At 41.8% G+C, this 18558-nt stretch carries 16 protein-coding genes; 11 read left to right on the top strand and 5 right to left on the bottom strand.

The genetic code is table 11. The annotated features are described in order from the left end of the window. Positions 1–48: 48 nt before the first annotated feature. Positions 49–1398, top strand: a complete 1350-nt coding sequence (locus P2W71_RS01520) for a neutral/alkaline non-lysosomal ceramidase N-terminal domain-containing protein (protein WP_276366112.1) — start codon at positions 49–51, stop codon at positions 1396–1398. Positions 1399–1405: 7 nt separating this feature from the next. Here the strand turns inward: P2W71_RS01520 and P2W71_RS01515 are convergent, their stop codons facing one another. Then, positions 1406–2137 carry a DNA-formamidopyrimidine glycosylase family protein gene (locus tag P2W71_RS01515; protein WP_276366109.1) on the bottom strand — a complete coding sequence of 244 codons (732 nt, stop codon included), beginning with the start codon at positions 2135–2137 and terminating at the stop codon, positions 1406–1408. Positions 2138–2344: 207 nt separating this feature from the next. On the opposite strand from P2W71_RS01515, the gene P2W71_RS01510 reads away from it, so the two are divergent. Continuing rightward, a complete protein-coding gene (locus tag P2W71_RS01510; RefSeq protein ID WP_276366106.1) occupies positions 2345–3535 on the top strand; it encodes an aminopeptidase in 1191 nt (396 codons plus the stop codon). 51 nt (positions 3536–3586) lie between these two features. Here the strand turns inward: P2W71_RS01510 and P2W71_RS01505 are convergent, their stop codons facing one another. Together P2W71_RS01505 and P2W71_RS01500 are read right to left on the bottom strand one after the other, a co-directional pair. Further along, positions 3587–3862, bottom strand: a complete 276-nt coding sequence (locus P2W71_RS01505; RefSeq protein ID WP_276366102.1) for a SemiSWEET transporter — start codon at positions 3860–3862, stop codon at positions 3587–3589. A gap of 84 nt (positions 3863–3946) precedes the next feature. Next, the gene (locus P2W71_RS01500; RefSeq protein WP_276366100.1) at positions 3947–4129 is read right to left on the bottom strand and encodes a hypothetical protein; all 183 of its coding nucleotides are present in this window, start codon (positions 4127–4129) and stop codon (positions 3947–3949) included. A 157-nt stretch (positions 4130–4286) separates the two neighbouring features. Here P2W71_RS01500 and ligD point away from each other — a divergent pair, with 157 nt between their 5' ends. The 4 genes from ligD (at position 4287) to P2W71_RS01480 (ending at position 9957) form a co-directional block, all read left to right on the top strand. Further along, positions 4287–7007 carry a DNA ligase D gene (gene ligD / locus P2W71_RS01495; RefSeq protein ID WP_276366098.1) on the top strand — a complete coding sequence of 907 codons (2721 nt, stop codon included), beginning with the start codon at positions 4287–4289 and terminating at the stop codon, positions 7005–7007. 140 nt (positions 7008–7147) lie between these two features. After that, the gene (locus P2W71_RS01490; RefSeq protein ID WP_276366095.1) at positions 7148–8485 is read left to right on the top strand and encodes a paraquat-inducible protein A; all 1338 of its coding nucleotides are present in this window, start codon (positions 7148–7150) and stop codon (positions 8483–8485) included. A gap of 118 nt (positions 8486–8603) precedes the next feature. Next, positions 8604–9596, top strand: coding sequence for a c-type cytochrome (locus P2W71_RS01485; protein WP_276366091.1), 993 nt, complete (start codon positions 8604–8606; stop codon positions 9594–9596). A 70-nt stretch (positions 9597–9666) separates the two neighbouring features. Beyond that, positions 9667–9957, top strand: coding sequence for a DUF1330 domain-containing protein (locus tag P2W71_RS01480; RefSeq protein WP_276366088.1), 291 nt, complete (start codon positions 9667–9669; stop codon positions 9955–9957). Between the two features lie 50 nt (positions 9958–10007). Here P2W71_RS01480 and P2W71_RS01475 read toward each other — a convergent pair whose 3' ends face one another. Next, entirely contained in the window at positions 10008–11138 is a 1131-nt protein-coding gene (locus P2W71_RS01475) for a cellulase family glycosylhydrolase (protein ID WP_276366085.1), read from the bottom strand. 231 nt (positions 11139–11369) lie between these two features. On the opposite strand from P2W71_RS01475, the gene P2W71_RS01470 reads away from it, so the two are divergent. Further along, entirely contained in the window at positions 11370–12242 is an 873-nt protein-coding gene (locus tag P2W71_RS01470; protein ID WP_276366082.1) for an aldose 1-epimerase family protein, read from the top strand. Between the two features lie 10 nt (positions 12243–12252). After that, positions 12253–12726 carry a hypothetical protein gene (locus P2W71_RS01465; RefSeq protein WP_276366079.1) on the top strand — a complete coding sequence of 158 codons (474 nt, stop codon included), beginning with the start codon at positions 12253–12255 and terminating at the stop codon, positions 12724–12726. 991 nt (positions 12727–13717) lie between these two features. Here P2W71_RS01465 and P2W71_RS01460 read toward each other — a convergent pair. Further along, positions 13718–14341 carry a rhomboid family intramembrane serine protease gene (locus P2W71_RS01460; protein ID WP_276366077.1) on the bottom strand — a complete coding sequence of 208 codons (624 nt, stop codon included), beginning with the start codon at positions 14339–14341 and terminating at the stop codon, positions 13718–13720. Between the two features lie 198 nt (positions 14342–14539). Here P2W71_RS01460 and P2W71_RS01455 point away from each other — a divergent pair, with 198 nt between their 5' ends. The 3 genes from P2W71_RS01455 (at position 14540) to P2W71_RS01445 (ending at position 18514) form a co-directional block, all read left to right on the top strand. Then, entirely contained in the window at positions 14540–14917 is a 378-nt protein-coding gene (locus tag P2W71_RS01455; RefSeq protein ID WP_276366074.1) for an SRPBCC family protein, read from the top strand. Between the two features lie 169 nt (positions 14918–15086). Further along, a complete protein-coding gene (locus P2W71_RS01450; protein ID WP_276366072.1) occupies positions 15087–16124 on the top strand; it encodes an SDR family oxidoreductase in 1038 nt (345 codons plus the stop codon). 224 nt (positions 16125–16348) lie between these two features. Further along, positions 16349–18514, top strand: coding sequence for a choice-of-anchor J domain-containing protein (locus P2W71_RS01445; RefSeq protein WP_276366070.1), 2166 nt, complete (start codon positions 16349–16351; stop codon positions 18512–18514). The last annotated feature ends 44 nt before the right edge of the window (positions 18515–18558 follow it).

Raw genomic sequence — 18558 nt, 5'->3', positions numbered from 1 at the left:
CGGTAGACTTTAGCCAATAAATCCATCTGACTAATTATCTTGCGACCTATGCTCATAAAAAAGCTTCTGCGATTTGTCGGAATCATGTTGGCTTCCCTGTTTGTGCTGATCCTCATCTTCGCTGTTGTAGGAATTGCTCCTACAGATACGAATGTGGATTATGAAAGTTTATTGGAAAGGATGGGCGAAAAAATAGACTCAGCAGATCAGGACCCGGTGCCGGTCGATAGCGGATTTATTATAGGATTTAGTAAAGTTAATTTAACACCACCTGGTCCGCTCGCTACCGCAGGTTATGGCAAACGTTTTGGGAAACATTATAAATCCATTCATGATTCTATTTACGTGAGAGCCATGGTTATTGACAACGGCACAAAACGTGTAGCCATAGTTAGTGCAGACTTGCTGATCATTCCACCAACAGTTACTGCAAGACTGGAACAGGAACTGCCAGGCATCGATTTCAGTCTGGACAATACATATCTTGGCGCAACGCACTCACATAACAGTATTGGCAATTGGGCAAAGGGAGCAACTGCGGTCCTCTATGGCACTTATCAAGATTCAGTTGTCCGCTTCATTACGGATAAAATTAAAATCAGTATTCACGAGGCTACGAAGAATATGCTTCCTGCTACTATTAAAATGGATTCGGTAGCAATGCCTGAAGGTGTTTACAATAGGGTGACCGATGGCGGCCCCGTTGATCCTATGTTAAGATTCTTAAAAGTAGAAAGAAGCGACAGTAGTAAATTATTATTTCTGAGTTACACCGCGCATGCGACTTGTTTATTTTCTCGTGACTTGCAACTATCCGGAGACTACCCGGGTAAGTTAACCAACATTTTAGAGAAAGACGGATATGCTTTAGCCATGTTTATGGCAGGAGCAGTAGGAAGCCACGGCCCTGCAGCGCCTGAGGCCGGATGGAGTTGCGTGGATTGGATGGCGGAACAGATTTCAAAGAAAATTCAGTCTCAGGAACCAGGGTGGAAAGTAAAAAATTCAACGATCGAAATGTACCGCGTACCATTAGAACTGAGCGAACCGCAGCCTAAAGTTCTTCATGATTGGCGGTTGCGTCCCTGGTTATTCCGTGTCGGGTTTGGAGAATACCCATCATTTCTTTCCGTGCTGAGAATTGGAGATATTGTTTTTCTTAGCACACCTGGCGATTTTTCCGGTGAATTTAATTTTGCAATTGATGCTCTGGCTACTTCAAAGAATGTCTTTCCCATCGTAACAAGTTTTAACGGAGGGTATATTGGATACCTTACGCCCGAAGAATATTATGATATTGATCACTATGAAACGCAGCTGATGAATTGGTACGGGCCGGGTAATGGTGAATATGTGAAGGATGCCGTAGAGAAGTTAATGCTTAGTGTCGTGGAATAAATATATTTTATTCATACCGTTGTTGACATTTTTCACAAAAGAAGCTTCTCCTTTTGGTTATCCCGGTGTATCGTTTAATTACCGGACCTTTGCAGGAGGGGCATTTCCGCTTGGTGTAAATGAGCCAGTGCTTTCTCAATTGAAATATTTTTTTCCACTCGTAAAAGTCAAAACTATAATTTCTTGCTTCTGTAATTAACGAGGTAAGTTTCCGTGGAGGTAAAGCTTGAACCGTTGTTTCCGGATGAACACGGATTCGAAAAAGCACTTCGTTTTTTATAATATTTCCTACCCCAGCAAAGATATTCTGGTCCAGTAGAATATCGCTGACCGTCGCTAGGGGGAATTTTTTTATTTTCTTTCGGGCCTTAGCGGGGTCCCATTGATCATTCATGACATCGGCCGACCAATCGTATACATCGTTGACGCTTTCATCAATTCTTATTACAGAGCAAGTATAAAAGTTTAGTTCGCCCTTTGTGAATTCAAAGTGCAAACGTGGCTTCGCTTCTTTCTGTTCATTAATCCGATAGCTTCCAAACATCAGGAAATGAATCCGAAGGAAGAATGTTTCAAATTCAATAAGGAAATGTTTACCCCACGATTTAAAATCAATGATCTTTTGATTAACAAGCTTATTTGTTTCAACGCGCGTTGTTGAACCCGATGCCTTCCGGATTTTTTTCCCCTTAAACGGTTGTAGTTGCTCCTTAAGAATAACCAATGACGGACCTTCCATGGCAGACCGGTTGCAAGTTTTAAACCGATTACCGGTAGTTGCATCGTTAGTTAATCAGGCCTGCCGTATTCTTTGCAGGATGTATTCAAACAATAAATTGAATTCGTTCCTGACCTTATTAACCCATGTTTTTTCTGATTCAATGGTTGCCTTCGTGGTTCTCAAATAATCAATTTCATTCTTATCTTGAGCATCTATCCCCACAGTATGAAGAATATTTTGCCCAGGATTTGCTTCCTTTTAATTTTATTAAGTAGTGCCTGTCAACCTTCCAAGGAAACGATCACTGAAACGAAGGAGAGCGTACCTTCTGACGAATTGAAATTAAATTACGAGGCGTTGTCCGATATGATCATTGAACGTGCTGCATTGCAACCCGGCGAGCGCGTAATCCTGGTCGCAAATCCTGCTTTATTCGATACACTTTCCCTGCTACTGAAACGCAAGATCATCGGTGCAAAAGCAGAATACCTGGGGACTTTCAGCGTCACGGCCGACTTGCCGGAGGAATGGGTAACTGATTTTACCCGCCAAGCGTCAGGGAAATCGGGCAAAGCGCTCGCCGATCATTTCATGACCATTGATTTAGGAATTATGCTTCCGGGCTCAGACACTACGCATGCGCCATACGCAGCCATGCAAAAAGTATTGCGTAGCGGACGCGGCAGAACAATTCATTTTCATTGGGCTGGTGCTTACAGGATGAATGGCGGGATACTCCCCAGATCTGAACAACTTGATCAATTATATCAGACGGCTTTGCTTCAAACGGATTATCAGAAATTGTCAGCGCAACAAATTGCATTTGAAAAAGCAGCGCGTAGCAACAAGATACGGATCACAACACCTGCGGGTACGGATATTCAATTCATGATTGGTGAACGTCCTGTTACGAGACAGGATGGTGATGCATCAAAGAAAAGGAGTGAAGCTGCCCGTAATCTTATTGACCGTGAAATGGAATTGCCCGCTGGTGCCATACGAGTTGCACCACTTGAAGAAAGTGTATCTGGCAAAATTGCATTTCCTCCCATGATGTGGGGAGGTTCAATGGTAGATGGTCTGTTGATGGAGTTCCAGGCAGGAAAAGTCGTTAAAGTGGAAGCCAACAAAGGCCTAGAGGCGGTGCATTCCGAATTAGAAAAGGCGGGGCCTTCTGCTTCATATTTTCGCGAAATGGCTGTTGGGTTTAATCCGTGGCTTGGCGTTCCTGAAATAGGTCCGCAGTGGATTCCGTATTATGGATATGGTGCCGGCGTAATACGTTTGTCGCTAGGGGATAATACGGAGCTTGGCGGGAAAATTAGCGGCGGATACGTGCGGTGGAATTTTTTTACGGATGCAACCTTAACAATTGGAGACGAAGTATGGATTAAAGATGGCAGAATGGTTCATTAAAAAATATTAGGAATTTTTGAATTCATCTTCGTGGAGCACACGCTCCTTTGACTAAACATTCTTTTTCTTATATAACATACCCAATACAATCATCGCAATATTAAGCACCATGGAACAGATATTCGTGGCGATGATAGGGATGTCGTCTTTTCGAAAGCCGTAGATTGTCCACAGGATTAATCCCGAAAGCAAAACCAAAAGATAGAAGATCGATATGTCTTGTGATTTCTTTTCTCTAATCACTTTCACAATCTGGGGCAGTAGTGATATCGCAGTAAATATGCCAGCCGCTATACCGATAACTTTTGTAAGGGTAGTATCATCCATAGGATCATGGATGATCTAAAAATTATGCCATTAAAAAAATCCAGGCCAGCAAATAGGAGTGGATTTCGCGGCAGTTACAAACTTTTAACGTGTTCTTTTGGGGCGGAAGTGATTAAATATATCGATTGTAAAACCGATGGTGGCACAGGCGCCAATAAATATAAAAAACGGTCCCCATGCGTATTGTTGCATCAATCCATTGGCGCCGATATAAAGAACGCCGAGTATACTAACCAGCACGAGGGCAAAGACAGTCAGATTTTTCATCAGATTAAAAATTAGCAGCCACAATGTTACTGAACATGCGCAATTTAATCCGATCAGATTTTGGATAGAACTTACATTAAATGGTCTTTTTAAAATTCAAAAAATCTTTAAGATTAGATCGATCACTCATTGGCATAAAATTTTATAATAGGCACGTATGGGACTAACTGAATATAAGAAGAAGCGGTCGTTTGAAGAAACACCGGAACCTACCGGAGGGAAAGCCATTGGTGAAAAATTGCAGTTTGTAATTCAAAAACACGATGCTTCCAGGCTCCATTACGATTTTAGGCTTGAATTAAAAGGCGTTTTAAAAAGCTGGGCCGTACCCAAAGGGCCCTCATTAAACCCGGCTGACAAACGTTTAGCTATGTTGGTTGAGGATCATCCTTTTGACTACAAAAATTTCGAAGGTATCATTCCGGAAGGCAACTACGGTGCGGGAACCGTAATAATTTGGGATGAAGGTACATATGAGCCTGTGGAGGATGTTGGGGAAAAATCTTCCCAAGAGAAATATTTATTGAAGGCTTTTCAAAACGGATCCATGAAAATCCGGATGCATGGTAAAAAGCTCAAAGGAGAATTTGCATTGGTTAGAACGAAGGGCAGAGGTGAAAATTCCTGGTTGCTTATTAAGCATCGCGACAAATACGCAACTGAAATGGATATTCGGGAAAAAGATAAATCAGTGGTGTCCGGAAAAACTATTGAACGTATGGCGACCAATAAAAATGCAAACCAGTGGAAAAGCAATCGATCTTCTTCATCGGTCAAGCGCGCGGTACGAACGCCCAAGAAGACCACAAAAAGGAAGGGATCGGGACGTCGGCTAAAATCAAAAGGTGAAGAAGAAAATATGGATGCTAAGGATATTCTGAAAGATGTAAGCAAAAAAGTTAAATCAAAAATGCCGGAAGATGTAAAGCCGATGCTTGCAACGTTGGTCGATAAACCATTTGATGAAGCTGATTGGTCGTATGAAGTTAAATGGGACGGATTCCGGACATTGAGTTATATCCATGAAGGCAGTGTCGAGATACGGTCGCGCAACAATAAAGACTTCAACAAAAAATTCTATCCTATTTATGATCAGCTAAAGGATTGGAATATAAATGTTGTACTGGATGGAGAGATTACCGTTTTAAATGAAAAGGGCGTTCCTGATTTTAATGCTTTACAGGTTTGGCGGAGCGAGGCGGACGGACAACTTGTTTATTATTTGTTTGATATTTTGTGGTTGGAGGGATATGATCTCACCCAGGTTCCATTAAAAGAGCGCCGGGCAATTTTGGAGAAGATACTCCCTGACAATGATGTATTGCGTCTGAGTGAAAATTTCACGGTGACGGGAACTGAATTTTTTGAGTTGGCAGATAAAATGGGATTAGAAGGTATCATCGCAAAAAGAAATAACAGTCTCTACACTCCTAATGTACGTTCGCGCGAATGGCTAAAAATAAAGACGGAAAAGCACCAGGAAGCGGTCATTGCAGGTTATACTAAAAATGAGAACACCAATAAAAAATTCAGTGCTTTGCTGTTGGGAGTTTATGAAAATAACGAGCTGATTTTTATCGGACCTGTAGGAACTGGATTCAATGCGAAAATGCAAACGGAATTGCTGGAAAAACTTAAACCGCTTGAAACGAAGAAATGTCCATTTAAAGAGGTACCGGAATATAATAAGCCTTCCAGGTTCCGTCCTAATCCCCCGAAAGCAGCAGTGGTGTGGGTAAAACCAAAATTGGTTGCAGAAGTGACGTACCGAGCATCCACCAACGATGGCTCTATGCGTCATCCGTCTTTTAAGGGACTGCGCGAGGATAAAGAAGCCAGGGATGTAGTGCGCGAGAATCCTGTCCCCATCGCCGACGTCCTTGCTGAAGAAGCAGAGCCAACGCGTAAATCAATACTTAAAGCACCCAGGAAGCAAGACCGTAAAACATTGTTGAATCCCACGGATGAAACCCAGGTACGAAATGTAGGAGGTCATGACTTGAAGTTTACAAACTTGAGCAAAATATTCTGGCCCGAGGAAAAAACGACCAAACGTGATATGCTGAATTACTATTATCAAGTAGTTCCTTACATGTTGCCTTATATGAAAGACCGCCCGCAAACACTTAATCGATTTCCTAACGGAATATATGGTCCAAGTTTTTACCAAAAGGACGTAACTGGAAAAGTGCCTTCCTGGATTAATACCTATGAATATTTTAGTGAAGGGGATGACCGTCAGAAAAATTTTTTAGTCTGCACAGATGAAGCAAGCCTATTGTATATCGCGTCGTTGGGATGTATCGAGATGAACCCATGGAGCAGCCGAACGCAAGCCCCAGACCATCCCGACTGGTGTATCATCGATTTGGATCCGGACAAGAAAAACACATTCGACGAAGTAATAGAAGTAGCGCAGGTAACCAAAGAGTTGCTGGATGCCATCGGTGTCGAATCATTTTGCAAAACATCCGGATCAACCGGACTGCACGTGTACATTCCGTTAGAAGCAAAATATACGTATGAGGAGTCTAAGGAATTCGCCAGAGCCCTTGTAACCTGGATTCAAAAACAGCTCCCGGAATTAACAACCATTGAAAGGAAAATTTCGGAAAGGAATGGAAGGATGTATCTCGATTTTCTTCAAAATCGTCCGCAAGCCACGGTCGCGGCTCCATATTCATTACGGCCTAAACCCGGCGCTTCAGTATCTATGCCGTTGCATTGGGAGGAGGTTAAGAAAGGTCTGAAGATCGGAGATTTTAATATCCGCAATGCAATGGAGCGAATAAAAAGCGAGGGAGACCTTTTTAAGGGAGTACTGGACAAAGGAATAAATATCGAAAAGGCCTTAAAAAAATTGGGTAGCTTATCGTAAAATGAGTCCGTATGTTCTCATCTTTTTCCTTATTGAGTAAATAATTCCCCAATTGCGCTGTGTAATCCGTTGCTAGGAACCGATTTCAAATTGTTTTTCAGGGCATATAGATTGTAATCGTATGGTTGAGAAATTACTTTATGACCATTCTAAAACGTTCACTCTTAATTTTCTTTGGAGTGATTCTTTTGGCCCTTGCTGCCTGGAGCGGGTTCCAAGTTCATACGCTATCAGGCCAACGTGCTGATATAAAAAAGGATTATAGCATCCTCAATAACATTACCTACGGAATACTTTCTGTAAACGCCTGGCGCGATCACATCGTTAATGTTGTTACACATCGCATCGATGATTTTGAATTTACACCCGAGCAGGAGAAAGCTCTAAAATATGAGGTTTCACAAGTGTTGCATGCTGTAATAGATAAAGCCGACAGCCTGGTTGACAAGAAACAAAAAACCATTGGTGGCAAAATCAAAAAGTTCGCTGTCAAGGCATTGGTAAATGAAGAAAAGATTCATGCACGTGTGCCTGAATTTTCAGAGACCATTGTGAAAGAATTGAAAAAACCAAAGAATAAGGAGAAGATGAAGTTTATTGCTCGCAGCAAGCTGGAGGAGTTTGGGACAATCACATACGATAGTGCTAATGACATCAGCCGAAGTGACAGTATTCTCGCAAAATATGATTCGCCAGATGTCGCGAGTTTTAACGGTACAGCTACCGCTATCCTAGATGATCTTCAAGAACAAACATATTTTTTCACTTATGTGATGTTGGGAATCATGTTATTCTTTTTGGTAATGTGGTGGGTATTGAGAAATCAAAAAACACTGCATACAGGTCTGTTTGTACTTTCTGTATCATTAACGTTTATTATTTTATTTGTTGGGCTCACTTCGCCAATGATTGAGATAGATGCCCGCATCAAAGAGTTGAGCTTTTTGCTTATTGGGGAGAAAATTTCCTTTCATGACCAGGTGATATTTTTTCAAAGTAAAAGTATTGTAGATGTAGTTCGCATTTTGATTGAGACCGGCAAATTTGATTCTGCAGTTGTGGGCATACTTATACTGCTATTCAGCATAGTTTTTCCGGTAGGAAAATTATTAGCCACAAAGTTTTATTTATTGGGAAATGAAAAGTGGCGGACCAATAAAGTGATCCAATTCTTTGCTTTCAAATCAGGTAAGTGGAGTATGGCCGACGTGAATGTTGTGGCAATTTTTATGGCTTATATCGGATTCAAGGGCATCCTTGACAGTCAGCTTACAAATCTGAATATGAAAACGGAATCATTGGCCAGTATCTCCACCAATGAAACTTCGTTGCAGCCTGGGTTTATATTATTTGTTGCTTTTGTGCTTTTCAGCTTGATTCTGTCGGTTATTCTTCAAAAAATTACGGCCGCCGAAATTCAACACGTTCCACTTGCAAAAAAAGCAATCCGCCATAGCTACAAACCGAGGCTTGCCTAAGCATCGTTTTAGAATTATGGAAGTACGTGGGGCCAAATTTATTTTTGAGTCACTTTTTTAGTGGTGGTTTTTTTGAATTAACTTCGTGGTTAACCAGACCAAACCAAACCACTTTCCTATGAAACTCGTCAAGATTTTAGGCTTTGTCCTATTGGGCATTATTGTATTGATTGGATCAATTATCGCCTATGTTAAAACTGCCCTTCCTAATGTAGGTGAACCTGAAGAACTCACTATTGAGATCACCCCGGAACGAATTGCGCGTGGAAAATATCTGGCACACTCCGTAACGGTGTGTATGGATTGTCATGCGGTCAGAGATTGGAGTAAATTTTCCGGGCCACCCACGGAAGGCACGTTAGGTAAGGGGGGTGACCGGTTTGATCAGAATGCCGGGTTGCCAGGGGTATACTATGCGAAGAATATAACTCCCTTCGGAATAAAACGATATACTGACGGTGAACTCTTCAGAGTGATCACCACAGGTGTGACAAAGGAAGGAAGAGCGATGTTTCCGCTTATGCCGTACCCATATTATGGTAGAATGGATCGCGAAGATATTTATGACATCATTGCATACATCCGAAGCCTGGAACCAATCGAGAGTACGATTCCAGAATCCGTTTCGGATTTTCCTATGAATATCATTATCAATACAATCCCGCAGCCCGCAAATTTTCAATCCAAGCCTGACACAACGGACCAGCTGGCCTATGGTGCTTATCTTTCAAATGCAGCCGCTTGCATCGAATGTCATACCCAGGTCGACAAGGGTCAAATTATCAAAGAACAAGCTTATAGCGGCGGACGCGAATTTCAATTCCCTAATGGTGCTGTGGTTCGTTCGGCAAATTTGACGCAAGATGCGGAATCAGGAATAGGCAAATGGACACGCGAGCAATTTATTGAGCGTTTCAAACAGTATGCGGATTCGGCGTATACCATTCCTTCTACCGGCCCTAATGACTTTAATACTCCGATGCCCTGGACCATGTATGCTCATATGAGCGAAAATGATCTTTCTGCGATTTACACTTATCTGAAAACGGTAAAGCCAATTTCAAATACGGTTGTTAAGTTTTCACCAGCAGCCGACGCATCGGCTAAATAAAATTTGGTTTCGCAATCCAAACCTTCCTGAAAGTTTCTAAACTTACGGGAAGGTTTTATTTATTCATCAAATGAAAGCATACATCATAGTGGATGTGACCATCACGAATCCAGTCGTTTACGAAGATTATAAGAAATTAACACCGGCCTCGTTACAACCTTTCGGGGGAAAATTCATTGCCCGTGGCGGAGCTGTGGAAACGCTTGAAGGTGATTGGGATCCAGGTCGGGTTGTTATTATCGAATTTCCCAGCAAACAAAAAGCAAAAGACTGGTGGTCATCTGCCGCATATGCACCAGCAAAGGCCATTCGACAATCCGCGTCGAAGTCAAAGTTGATTCTTGTGGAAGGAATCGAGTAGCACTAGCCACTTCGCATGCTGTAGCCTAACTGTGTCTTTGTGAGACATCGTCAATACTTTTGTAGAAGCGTCAAAAGCTTACGGTCCAGTTTATGTCCATGCCAATCCTCATAGACGACATCTTCTCGACGGGAGTTCAGAACGCCGAAGTCACCCGCAAATTCCCAAAGTGCGAATCCAATTTTGTTTTCATGCAGAATACTTAACAGGTCATCGAACCAGGCCAGAAAAACTTCGTGCGGTGTCTTATTCCAACAGCCACATTCGCCGCAGTGAACACCCACACCTTTTTTTGTCAGCTCAATCCAGGGCTTGTAATAATCTTCCAGCATTTTTTTGCTGAGGTATTGTTCACCTACCTGGCCGGGCCACTTTGGTTCGGGCAGATTAGCAGGATCTTTATGTGCCCAAGGCGCTTTATAGTGTGAAATAATTCCAGGGTTGTATCCTCTGCAACTTTGTGCAATGTCGAGATCAATAATTTCGGGAATTACGGTATTGCCAACATTATTTCCGTCGGCAATGACAAGGTGTTTTTTGTTTTCTTTGCGGATAGCATCCGCTGCGGCCTTAGCAACTTTGCGATAAAGGTCACCAGGAACCGTACTCCGTTTTGAATGTTGGTCATTCATGTCTTCGCGCATACTCGGTTCGTTGACCAAATCAAAACTTATCTTTTTTGAAGAAATATCTTTATAACGTTTGGCCCACATGTTCCAATGGAAGCAAAAGGCATCGAGTGCTTCCTGGTCTCTCCACAAATTGTAGGGTTCGTAAAATCCTGCGTTAATACAATATCCTGGTGCACGATGAAGATTAAGGCTCACATGCATATTGTATTTATGCGCCATCGTAACCAGGTTGTCAATACGATCCACTGCTTGCTCGTCAATTTTATATACATCCGCCGGTGTGATGTTTTTAGTTCTATCGATGTTGAGATATGCTGGATAGGCCATGGGTATCCTGACGAAATCAAATCCCCAATCTTGCATCCACCGAAAGTGATCTTCCGAGGTTCCTTGTCTAGCATTGTTTGGATTGGGAGAAAAGAAGTCCAAAAGATTAAAACCTTTCCATCGGGGAAGTTTATTTTTTTTCGAAGCGGCTAATACGTCGGGTGCCAAACTTAAGGCTGCAGCAGCCATGCTTGTCGTTGCGATAAAGTCTCTTCTGTTCATGGGCTCGGTTTTTAAATTGTACTGGATAATAAACGCATTACTAAATATGGAAAACTTCGGACACAATGCACAGTGAAAACATTCACTCCGTGTGAAATTAACTTTGATCGGTAGTTGTAGCTGTGCCGCTGCGCAGTAATCTTCTTTGAGATTACAAATATTGGCTTGAATAGTATGACACTATTCCATTAATGGTTGTAGTATAGCGAAAAAAAAATATCCGACATTTAAATGAATGCATTTTTAGAAAATGACTATTTGCAGGTAGAAATAATTGCAAAGGGAGCCGAGTTAAAAAGCGTTGTAAACAAGCTGACCGGACTAGAATATATGTGGAGCGGTGATCCGGCCTTTTGGGGAAAGACTTCACCTATTTTATTTCCGATTGTAGGAACCCTAAAAGAAAACATTTATTTGTACCAGGAAAAAATTTATTCCTTAAGTCGCCATGGATTTGCCCGCGACCAAATTTTCGGCATTGTAGAACAGAAGAAAGATCTTGTGGTTTTTTCATTGTCAAGCACAGACTCCACAAGCGAGAAATATCCTTTCGGTTTTGAGCTGAGAGTGATATATCAAGTGATGGGCGATTCGTTGGAAGTTACCTACGAGGTGCGGAACAAAGGCCGGGAGTTAATGTATTTTTCTATTGGAGGTCATCCTGCCTTCAAAGTTCCGCTAACGGCGGGAACAGCATACGAAGATTACTACCTGGAATTTAGTGAGACTGAGAATGCGCCGCGGTGGCCGATCAATGCGGAAGGACTGATTAAAGAGCAGCCTACGCCATTTTTAAATAACAGTGCCATTCTGAAATTACATCATGATCTTTTCAAAGAAGATGCCTTAGTTTTTAAAAACTTAAAATCGAATATTGTCTCCATTCGGTCAGGCAGTCATGCCCACGGATTGGATTTTAGTTTTGACGGTTTTCCATACCTTGGCATATGGGCCGCGAAGCAGGCGAGCTTTGTTTGTATTGAACCGTGGTGTGGTCTTGCAGACTCCGAAAACCATGATCAGCAGTTAACTACCAAAGAAGGTATTGAGAAGATTGGCAGGGAGGAACTATGGACGCGTTCCTGGAAGGTAAAGTTTTATTGAATGAACGCAAATGAAAGCAGCATCCATAAATGAGATCAAACGCGAACTGGCCGAACTGGATTCAAAAACCGTTCAAGAGCTTTGTATGCGTCTGGCAAAATATAAAAAAGAGAACAAAGAGCTGCTAACGTACCTGTTGTTTGAAGGACATGATGAGGATGGATATATAACTCACGTCAAAGCTGAGATGGATGACATGTTTCGTTCGCTACCAACCGGTAATGTTTATTTCATCAAAAAAAGTCTGCGTAAGATTTTAAGATTTACCAATAAGCAGATCAAGTATTCCGGGAACAAAAAAACTGAACTCGAACTGCGATTACATTTTTGCATGAAAGTAAAGGAAGCAGGGATACCGTTGCGTTCGAGTACCGTGTTATACAATATGAATGAACAACAGGTAAAAAAAATTAAAGCAGTATTGGCTCAGTTACCGGAGGACTTGCAGTATGATTATCAGCGGGAGGTTGAGGAACTTGGATAGATTCTAGTGGATAAATCGAAGAAGGAATAAAAGGAATAATGAGCAAGGAATGGAAGGAATAACGAACAAGGAATATCGAATATTGAATAACGATCGGATGCTGCTTCGAGAGATTTCTACGGAATAAAACGATATCGCTCACGGATGATAAATATTATAACGTGTGAACGTTAAGACAGACACTTCATCATTCCTTGTTCGGTGTTTATTATTCGGTGTTCATTGAATAACAGAAAGAATAATGAACAAGGAACATTTAATATCGAATGTCGATCGGACGCTGCTTTCGATAGATTTCCAGGTAGTAAAACGATGTTTCTCACGGATGATAACATTATGGTGGGCACGTTAAGTCAGACACTTCATCATTCCTTGTTCGGTGTTCAATATTCGGTGTTCATTTAATAACAGAAAGGAATAACGAACAAGGAACATCGAATATCGAATGTCGATCGGACGCTGCTTTCGACGGATTTCCAGGTAGTAAAACGATATTGCTCACGGATGATAAACATTATGGTGGGCACGTTAAGCCAGACACTTCATCATTCCTCGTCGGTGTTCAATATTCGGTGTTCATTGAATAACAGAAAGAATAATGAACAAGGAACATCGAATATCGAATGTCGATCGGACGCTGCTTTCGATAAATTTCCAGGTAGTAAAACGATATTGCTCACGGATGATAAACATTATGGTGGGCACGTTAAGTCAGACACTTCATCATTCCTTGTTCGGTGTTCAATATTCGGTGCTCATTGAATAACAGAAAGAATAATGAACAAGGAACATCGAATATCGAATGTCGATCGGACGCTGCTTTTGATAGATTTCAGGTAGTAAAACGATATTGCTCACGGATGATAAACATTATGGTGGGCACGTTAAGCCAGCCACTTCATCATTCCTTGTTCGGTGTTCGAGATTCGGTGTTCAATTTGAATAATCACATCCTACGCATCAAATCAGACGGTCAGCTCTGTAAACGAACTTAATCAAATATGCGCCAAGCCATAATCTCCTTGAAAAAATTAGGTATGGAGGCGGGATACATGATGGCGCAAAACAAAAACCCGAATAAAGCTCCATAGAGATGGGCGTCGTGATTGATGTTGTCGTTGGCTTTCTTCCCCTGATAATAAGAGTAAATGATGTAAGCTGTTCCTAGTATAAAACCGGGGAGACAGAATGCAATAAATATACAGATATATTGAAGAGGTTGGAATATAATCGACGCGAAAATGACAGCCGCCACTCCACCTGATGCACCCAGAGAATTGTATCGCGGATTATTTCTGTTTTTTAAATAACTGGGTATATCTGAAACAATAATTGCAAGGAGGTATAAGGCAATATAATAGACGGCGCCCCAGGCACCGAAAATTCCGGCAAATATGTGTTCGATCACCCGGCCAAAGAAATAAAACGAAAACATGTTCATAATTAAATGCATATGGTCCTGATGGATAAATCCCGAGGTAATAAATCGGTAATATTGTCCTTGTGTACTTATTTTGTGCGGGTTCATCATTAATTCAGCAAACATAACAGGTCTGCTAAACGCTAACATGCTGACAGCAACAGTAACACCAATGATGATATAAGTTATGTACACGGAATTGTTGATTTAGGGAGTAATATCTAATGAAAAAATCAAATTATGAAATTAATAAGCTTCGTAGCGACGTTAATACCAGTAAGAGGGAGTATAGACGAAACGTTGCATCGATCATGAAGAATGACAACAAACGCTTCGCTCCACCGATATTATACTTTGAATTTTAGTCTTGACAATGACCATTACCAAATCCACATGAAAGACTTTAAAAAATATTACATTATTTCTGCCACGCCAGAAGAAGTATACCTCGCTTTAACCACCCCCGCTACCATTCATCTTTGGTCCGGCGAGCCAGCCGAAATGTCGACTGAACCTGGTTCGGAATTTTCTTTATGGGATGGAAGTATTACCGGTAAAAATATTTCTTTTGAAGAGGGAAAGAAGATTGTGCAGCAATGGCATTTTGGTGATCAACAGGAAGCTTCTATCGTTACGATAAAACTTCATGCGCACGCACAAGGAACATCCGTCGAACTGCGTCACACCAATATTCCCGACGACGATTATGAAGACATCGTCGATGGTTGGAATACAGTGTACTTCGCCTCGCTCCAGGATTTTTACGACTAACAGTTGTGTACAAACATCCACACCTCAGTTCGTGTAGTATGCACTGACACGGTCTTTAGGTTAAAAATATTGCGAGCCTTCATTCATTTGAGCTTTTATTTAACGGTAAATGGTCACTTTTTTTTGGCCCATTTTTGTAGGGGTATGATAGGTTTAACCCTCATCAGTTATGGCATCCGAAAATAAAAACACAACACTCCAGAACGTAATGAAGTGGGCCGCCATCGGGGCAGGCACATTCATGATTGCCAATACAATTTACAAAACCTTAAATCGATACGACCTTAAGGGTAAAGTAGTTCTTGTGACCGGTGGCTCGCGTGGTTTAGGTTTGGTGTTGGCACGACAGCTTGCAGCGAAGGGTGCGAGATTAGCTATTTGTGCACGCACTCCCGAACAGCTCGGGCAGGCGCACATAGAACTTGAAGGGCTGGGAGCAGAAGTGATTTCGATGACCGTTGATGTGACTGATCAAAGACAGGTTCAGGCGATGATCATTGACGTCCTGGAGCATTATGGACGATTAGACGTGCTCATCAATAATGCGGGATTGATTCAGATAGGACCACAAGAAACCATGGGAGTGAACGAATATGAGCAAGCGATGAAAGCAAATTTTTGGTCCGCACTATATACCATGCTATCTGTAATACCTTACTTTAAGGAACAAGGCGGAGGAAGAATTGTGAACATAACATCGATAGGAGGAAAGGTTGCCGTGCCCCACCTGCTTCCCTACACGGCGAGCAAGTTTGCATTGGTAGGCTTATCGGAAGGCATGCATGCAGAATTGAAAAAAGATAACATTTTGGTTACAACGGTGGTGCCAAACCTCATGCGAACCGGGAGTCCCGGAAATGCTTTGGTGAAGGGAGATCATGAAGCGGAGTACGCGTGGTTCAAATTGTCTGATTCATCGCCTTTACTTTCCCAATCTGCCGAGGCTGCCGCCAAACAAATTATTGATGCATTGGAGCAAGGACAATCGGAGGCTATTCTTTCGGCAACAGCAAAAGCCGCGACGATATTACAAGGTTTCGCTCCCGGTTGGATGAATGTGTTGATGAGCCTCGTTAATAAACTTTTGCCGGAAGTGATTGGCGCTGGCAATGAAATAAAAAAAGGATTTGAAAGTGAATCGCGGCTTTCGCTGGGTACACTTGGCGCTGCAACAGACGAAGCAGCTGTGAAAAATAATGAACTGTGATGGTATACTTTACCGAAGCATTTTATTGAATCTTTGCTTTGCTCTGAAAATTTCTCACGGGGTTGTGGCTGTCGCTTTCTGCTTACATCATCTGTGATAATTGGAATTGCCCGCAGCGTTGCATCTTGCAATGATTAAATGAATTAATTTCATCGACTGTTACATGAATCATTTTAAGGATGCTATATTTACTATGGCTTTCCATGTGAACAGTATTCCCGTCTATGAAAAAATCCTTTTTCGTGTTGTTGCTTGTAACAACGTTGAAGTTGCAGGCGCAGACCATTGATTTATCCACAGAAAACTTTACAGTGAGTTCAAGCGATGAGAAGCATCTGCAATACAGCTTTACGTTAAAGAATGCAGGAACATCTTCTACCCAAGGGTACGGTTTAAAAATATTTTTCTCCAATGATGAGGTGATGGGTGAGGATGATCAACTTTTTGTTGTCATCCCTTTTGAAAATGTACCTGCTCAAGCTATCGGACCAAATGCGTCGGTTCCAAAGAATGGAGAATATACGGCTGCTTCACCTGGAGGATACCTACCCGCAGGCACGTGGCATGTTTTCCTTGAGGTTAATTATAGCAGAGAAGTCACTGAAACAAATTATGCTAACAATTTTACACAAGGAAATCAGATAACGATTAATCCCTACGACATAAATTTTACTAGTCCGCCAGAGATCACATCTATTACGGATCGTTCATTTGTCATTAACACCTTTTCGGAAGCAGATTTAACAAGGATCTATTATGTAATTCAAATGGATGGTTCACCTGCTCCCGATGTGTCCACCTTAAAGAAGGGGAAGTTCATCTATCCATGGTCCAGCGAAACACCGGTGACTGATCTTGGTCCCAGTACCGACTATGATGTTTACTTTATGGGCGAATTTTATGATGGCAAAGTGACTTCTATTCTAAAGATCGATGTGGAAACCGCGGGACTCGAATTACCCACATTAATAGCTACCCCTGGTGAAATTAATTTCGTCGCTGTAAATAAAGACGAAGAATCTAAATCACTTCAATTTCTTTTAAAGGCTTTTCACCTGACCGCAGATGTCAAGATAAATGCATTTGGAAATTTCCTGGTTTCTAAAGATAATAATACCTATTCCAATGAAATTACATTTCCTGCAGCCAGCTTTTCAAGCGGCTTGGTTCAAACAGTTTATGTAAAGTTTTTGCCAGGTGGAGAAGCTGGTTTCCATGAAGGCGAAATCATTCACACTTCTGCGAATGCGGCAAACCTTGAAGTTAAGTTGTCAGGTATAGCGTACAATCCTGCTGCCGGAAGTTTTGATGGGTTGTCGAACCTTGAAGAAACCGGTTGGCAAGAAATAAGCATAGAAGGATATCATACCTGGGAATTGATCGATCGAGACAATACTGCAGCGGGGCGAACAGCCTCTGACAATAAAGTACTTCGCATGGATGGGTCCTTGAACAATAACACTGAGAACGAAGACTGGTTAATAACGCCAAAGAATAATTTATCATCATTTGCCTACATACCAATGATTTCATTCGAATCTTATACAATGGGTGTAGGCTTTCCGTTAGCGCTTAAATATTCCACCAATTACATTGGCCAAGGTTCGCCTGCTGACGCAACGTGGATCAACATCGACGGTCATTTTCCTTCAGGCGATACACGGCAATGGACGCTGTCATCCGGGATTGAAATACCGAAGGATCCGAACATTTATTTCGCATTTGTGTACACATCTTCTGAGGCTCAGGCATCCCGTTGGTTGATTGACAATTGGAAAATTTCAGATGCCCTGATTGATATTCCCGTTTTCGATTTCAAATTTGAGGATGTTGTGGTAGGAACCGCATCCGAGGCAGAAGAAATCGAAGTTCATGTTTCAGGTTTTGGTAATATCACAGTATCGGTTTCAGATAAATTCCAAGTGTCGTTAAACAATTCTGATTTCTCTTCCAATGTAATGCTTACGGAAGCACAGGCCGCAGCCGGGCAGCCCTTGTTTGTTAGGTTTGTACCCGATCAGCCAGTGGAATATGTTTCTGGTTCACTTACATTCTCGGGTAACGGGCTAAATGTCAGTCGAGGTAACTTAGTAGGGTCAACGTCTATTACAACTGGAATCTTTAATCCTGTTGAGATTTCACAGGTGATTTACCCCAGTCCAACGGAAGGCACCGTTTATGTAAATTCAGATGCACTTCCTGAAACCAAAAGCGAAATCTACGTCCAGGTTATAAATGGAATCGGCGGGGCAGTCGGCCAATTTAAAAGCAGGATTTCCGATGTGGAGGCTACGTTGACGCAGGTTATGCAACAGGTTCAGCCCGGTATATATTTTATTATACTACAGTCGGGTAATTTGCTAGTCCGTGATAAAATAGTTAAGGAATAAAACTGTTTTTTAAAGTAAGCCCATTAGAATAATTTTCTCTTACC

The organism is Chryseolinea sp. H1M3-3, from assembly GCF_029360725.1.
In the GTDB taxonomy this organism is placed as follows: Bacteria; Bacteroidota; Bacteroidia; order Cytophagales; family Cyclobacteriaceae; genus Chryseolinea.
The sequence above is the reverse complement of the archived record's forward strand: the minus strand, read 5'-3'. Positions and strand labels throughout refer to the sequence as shown.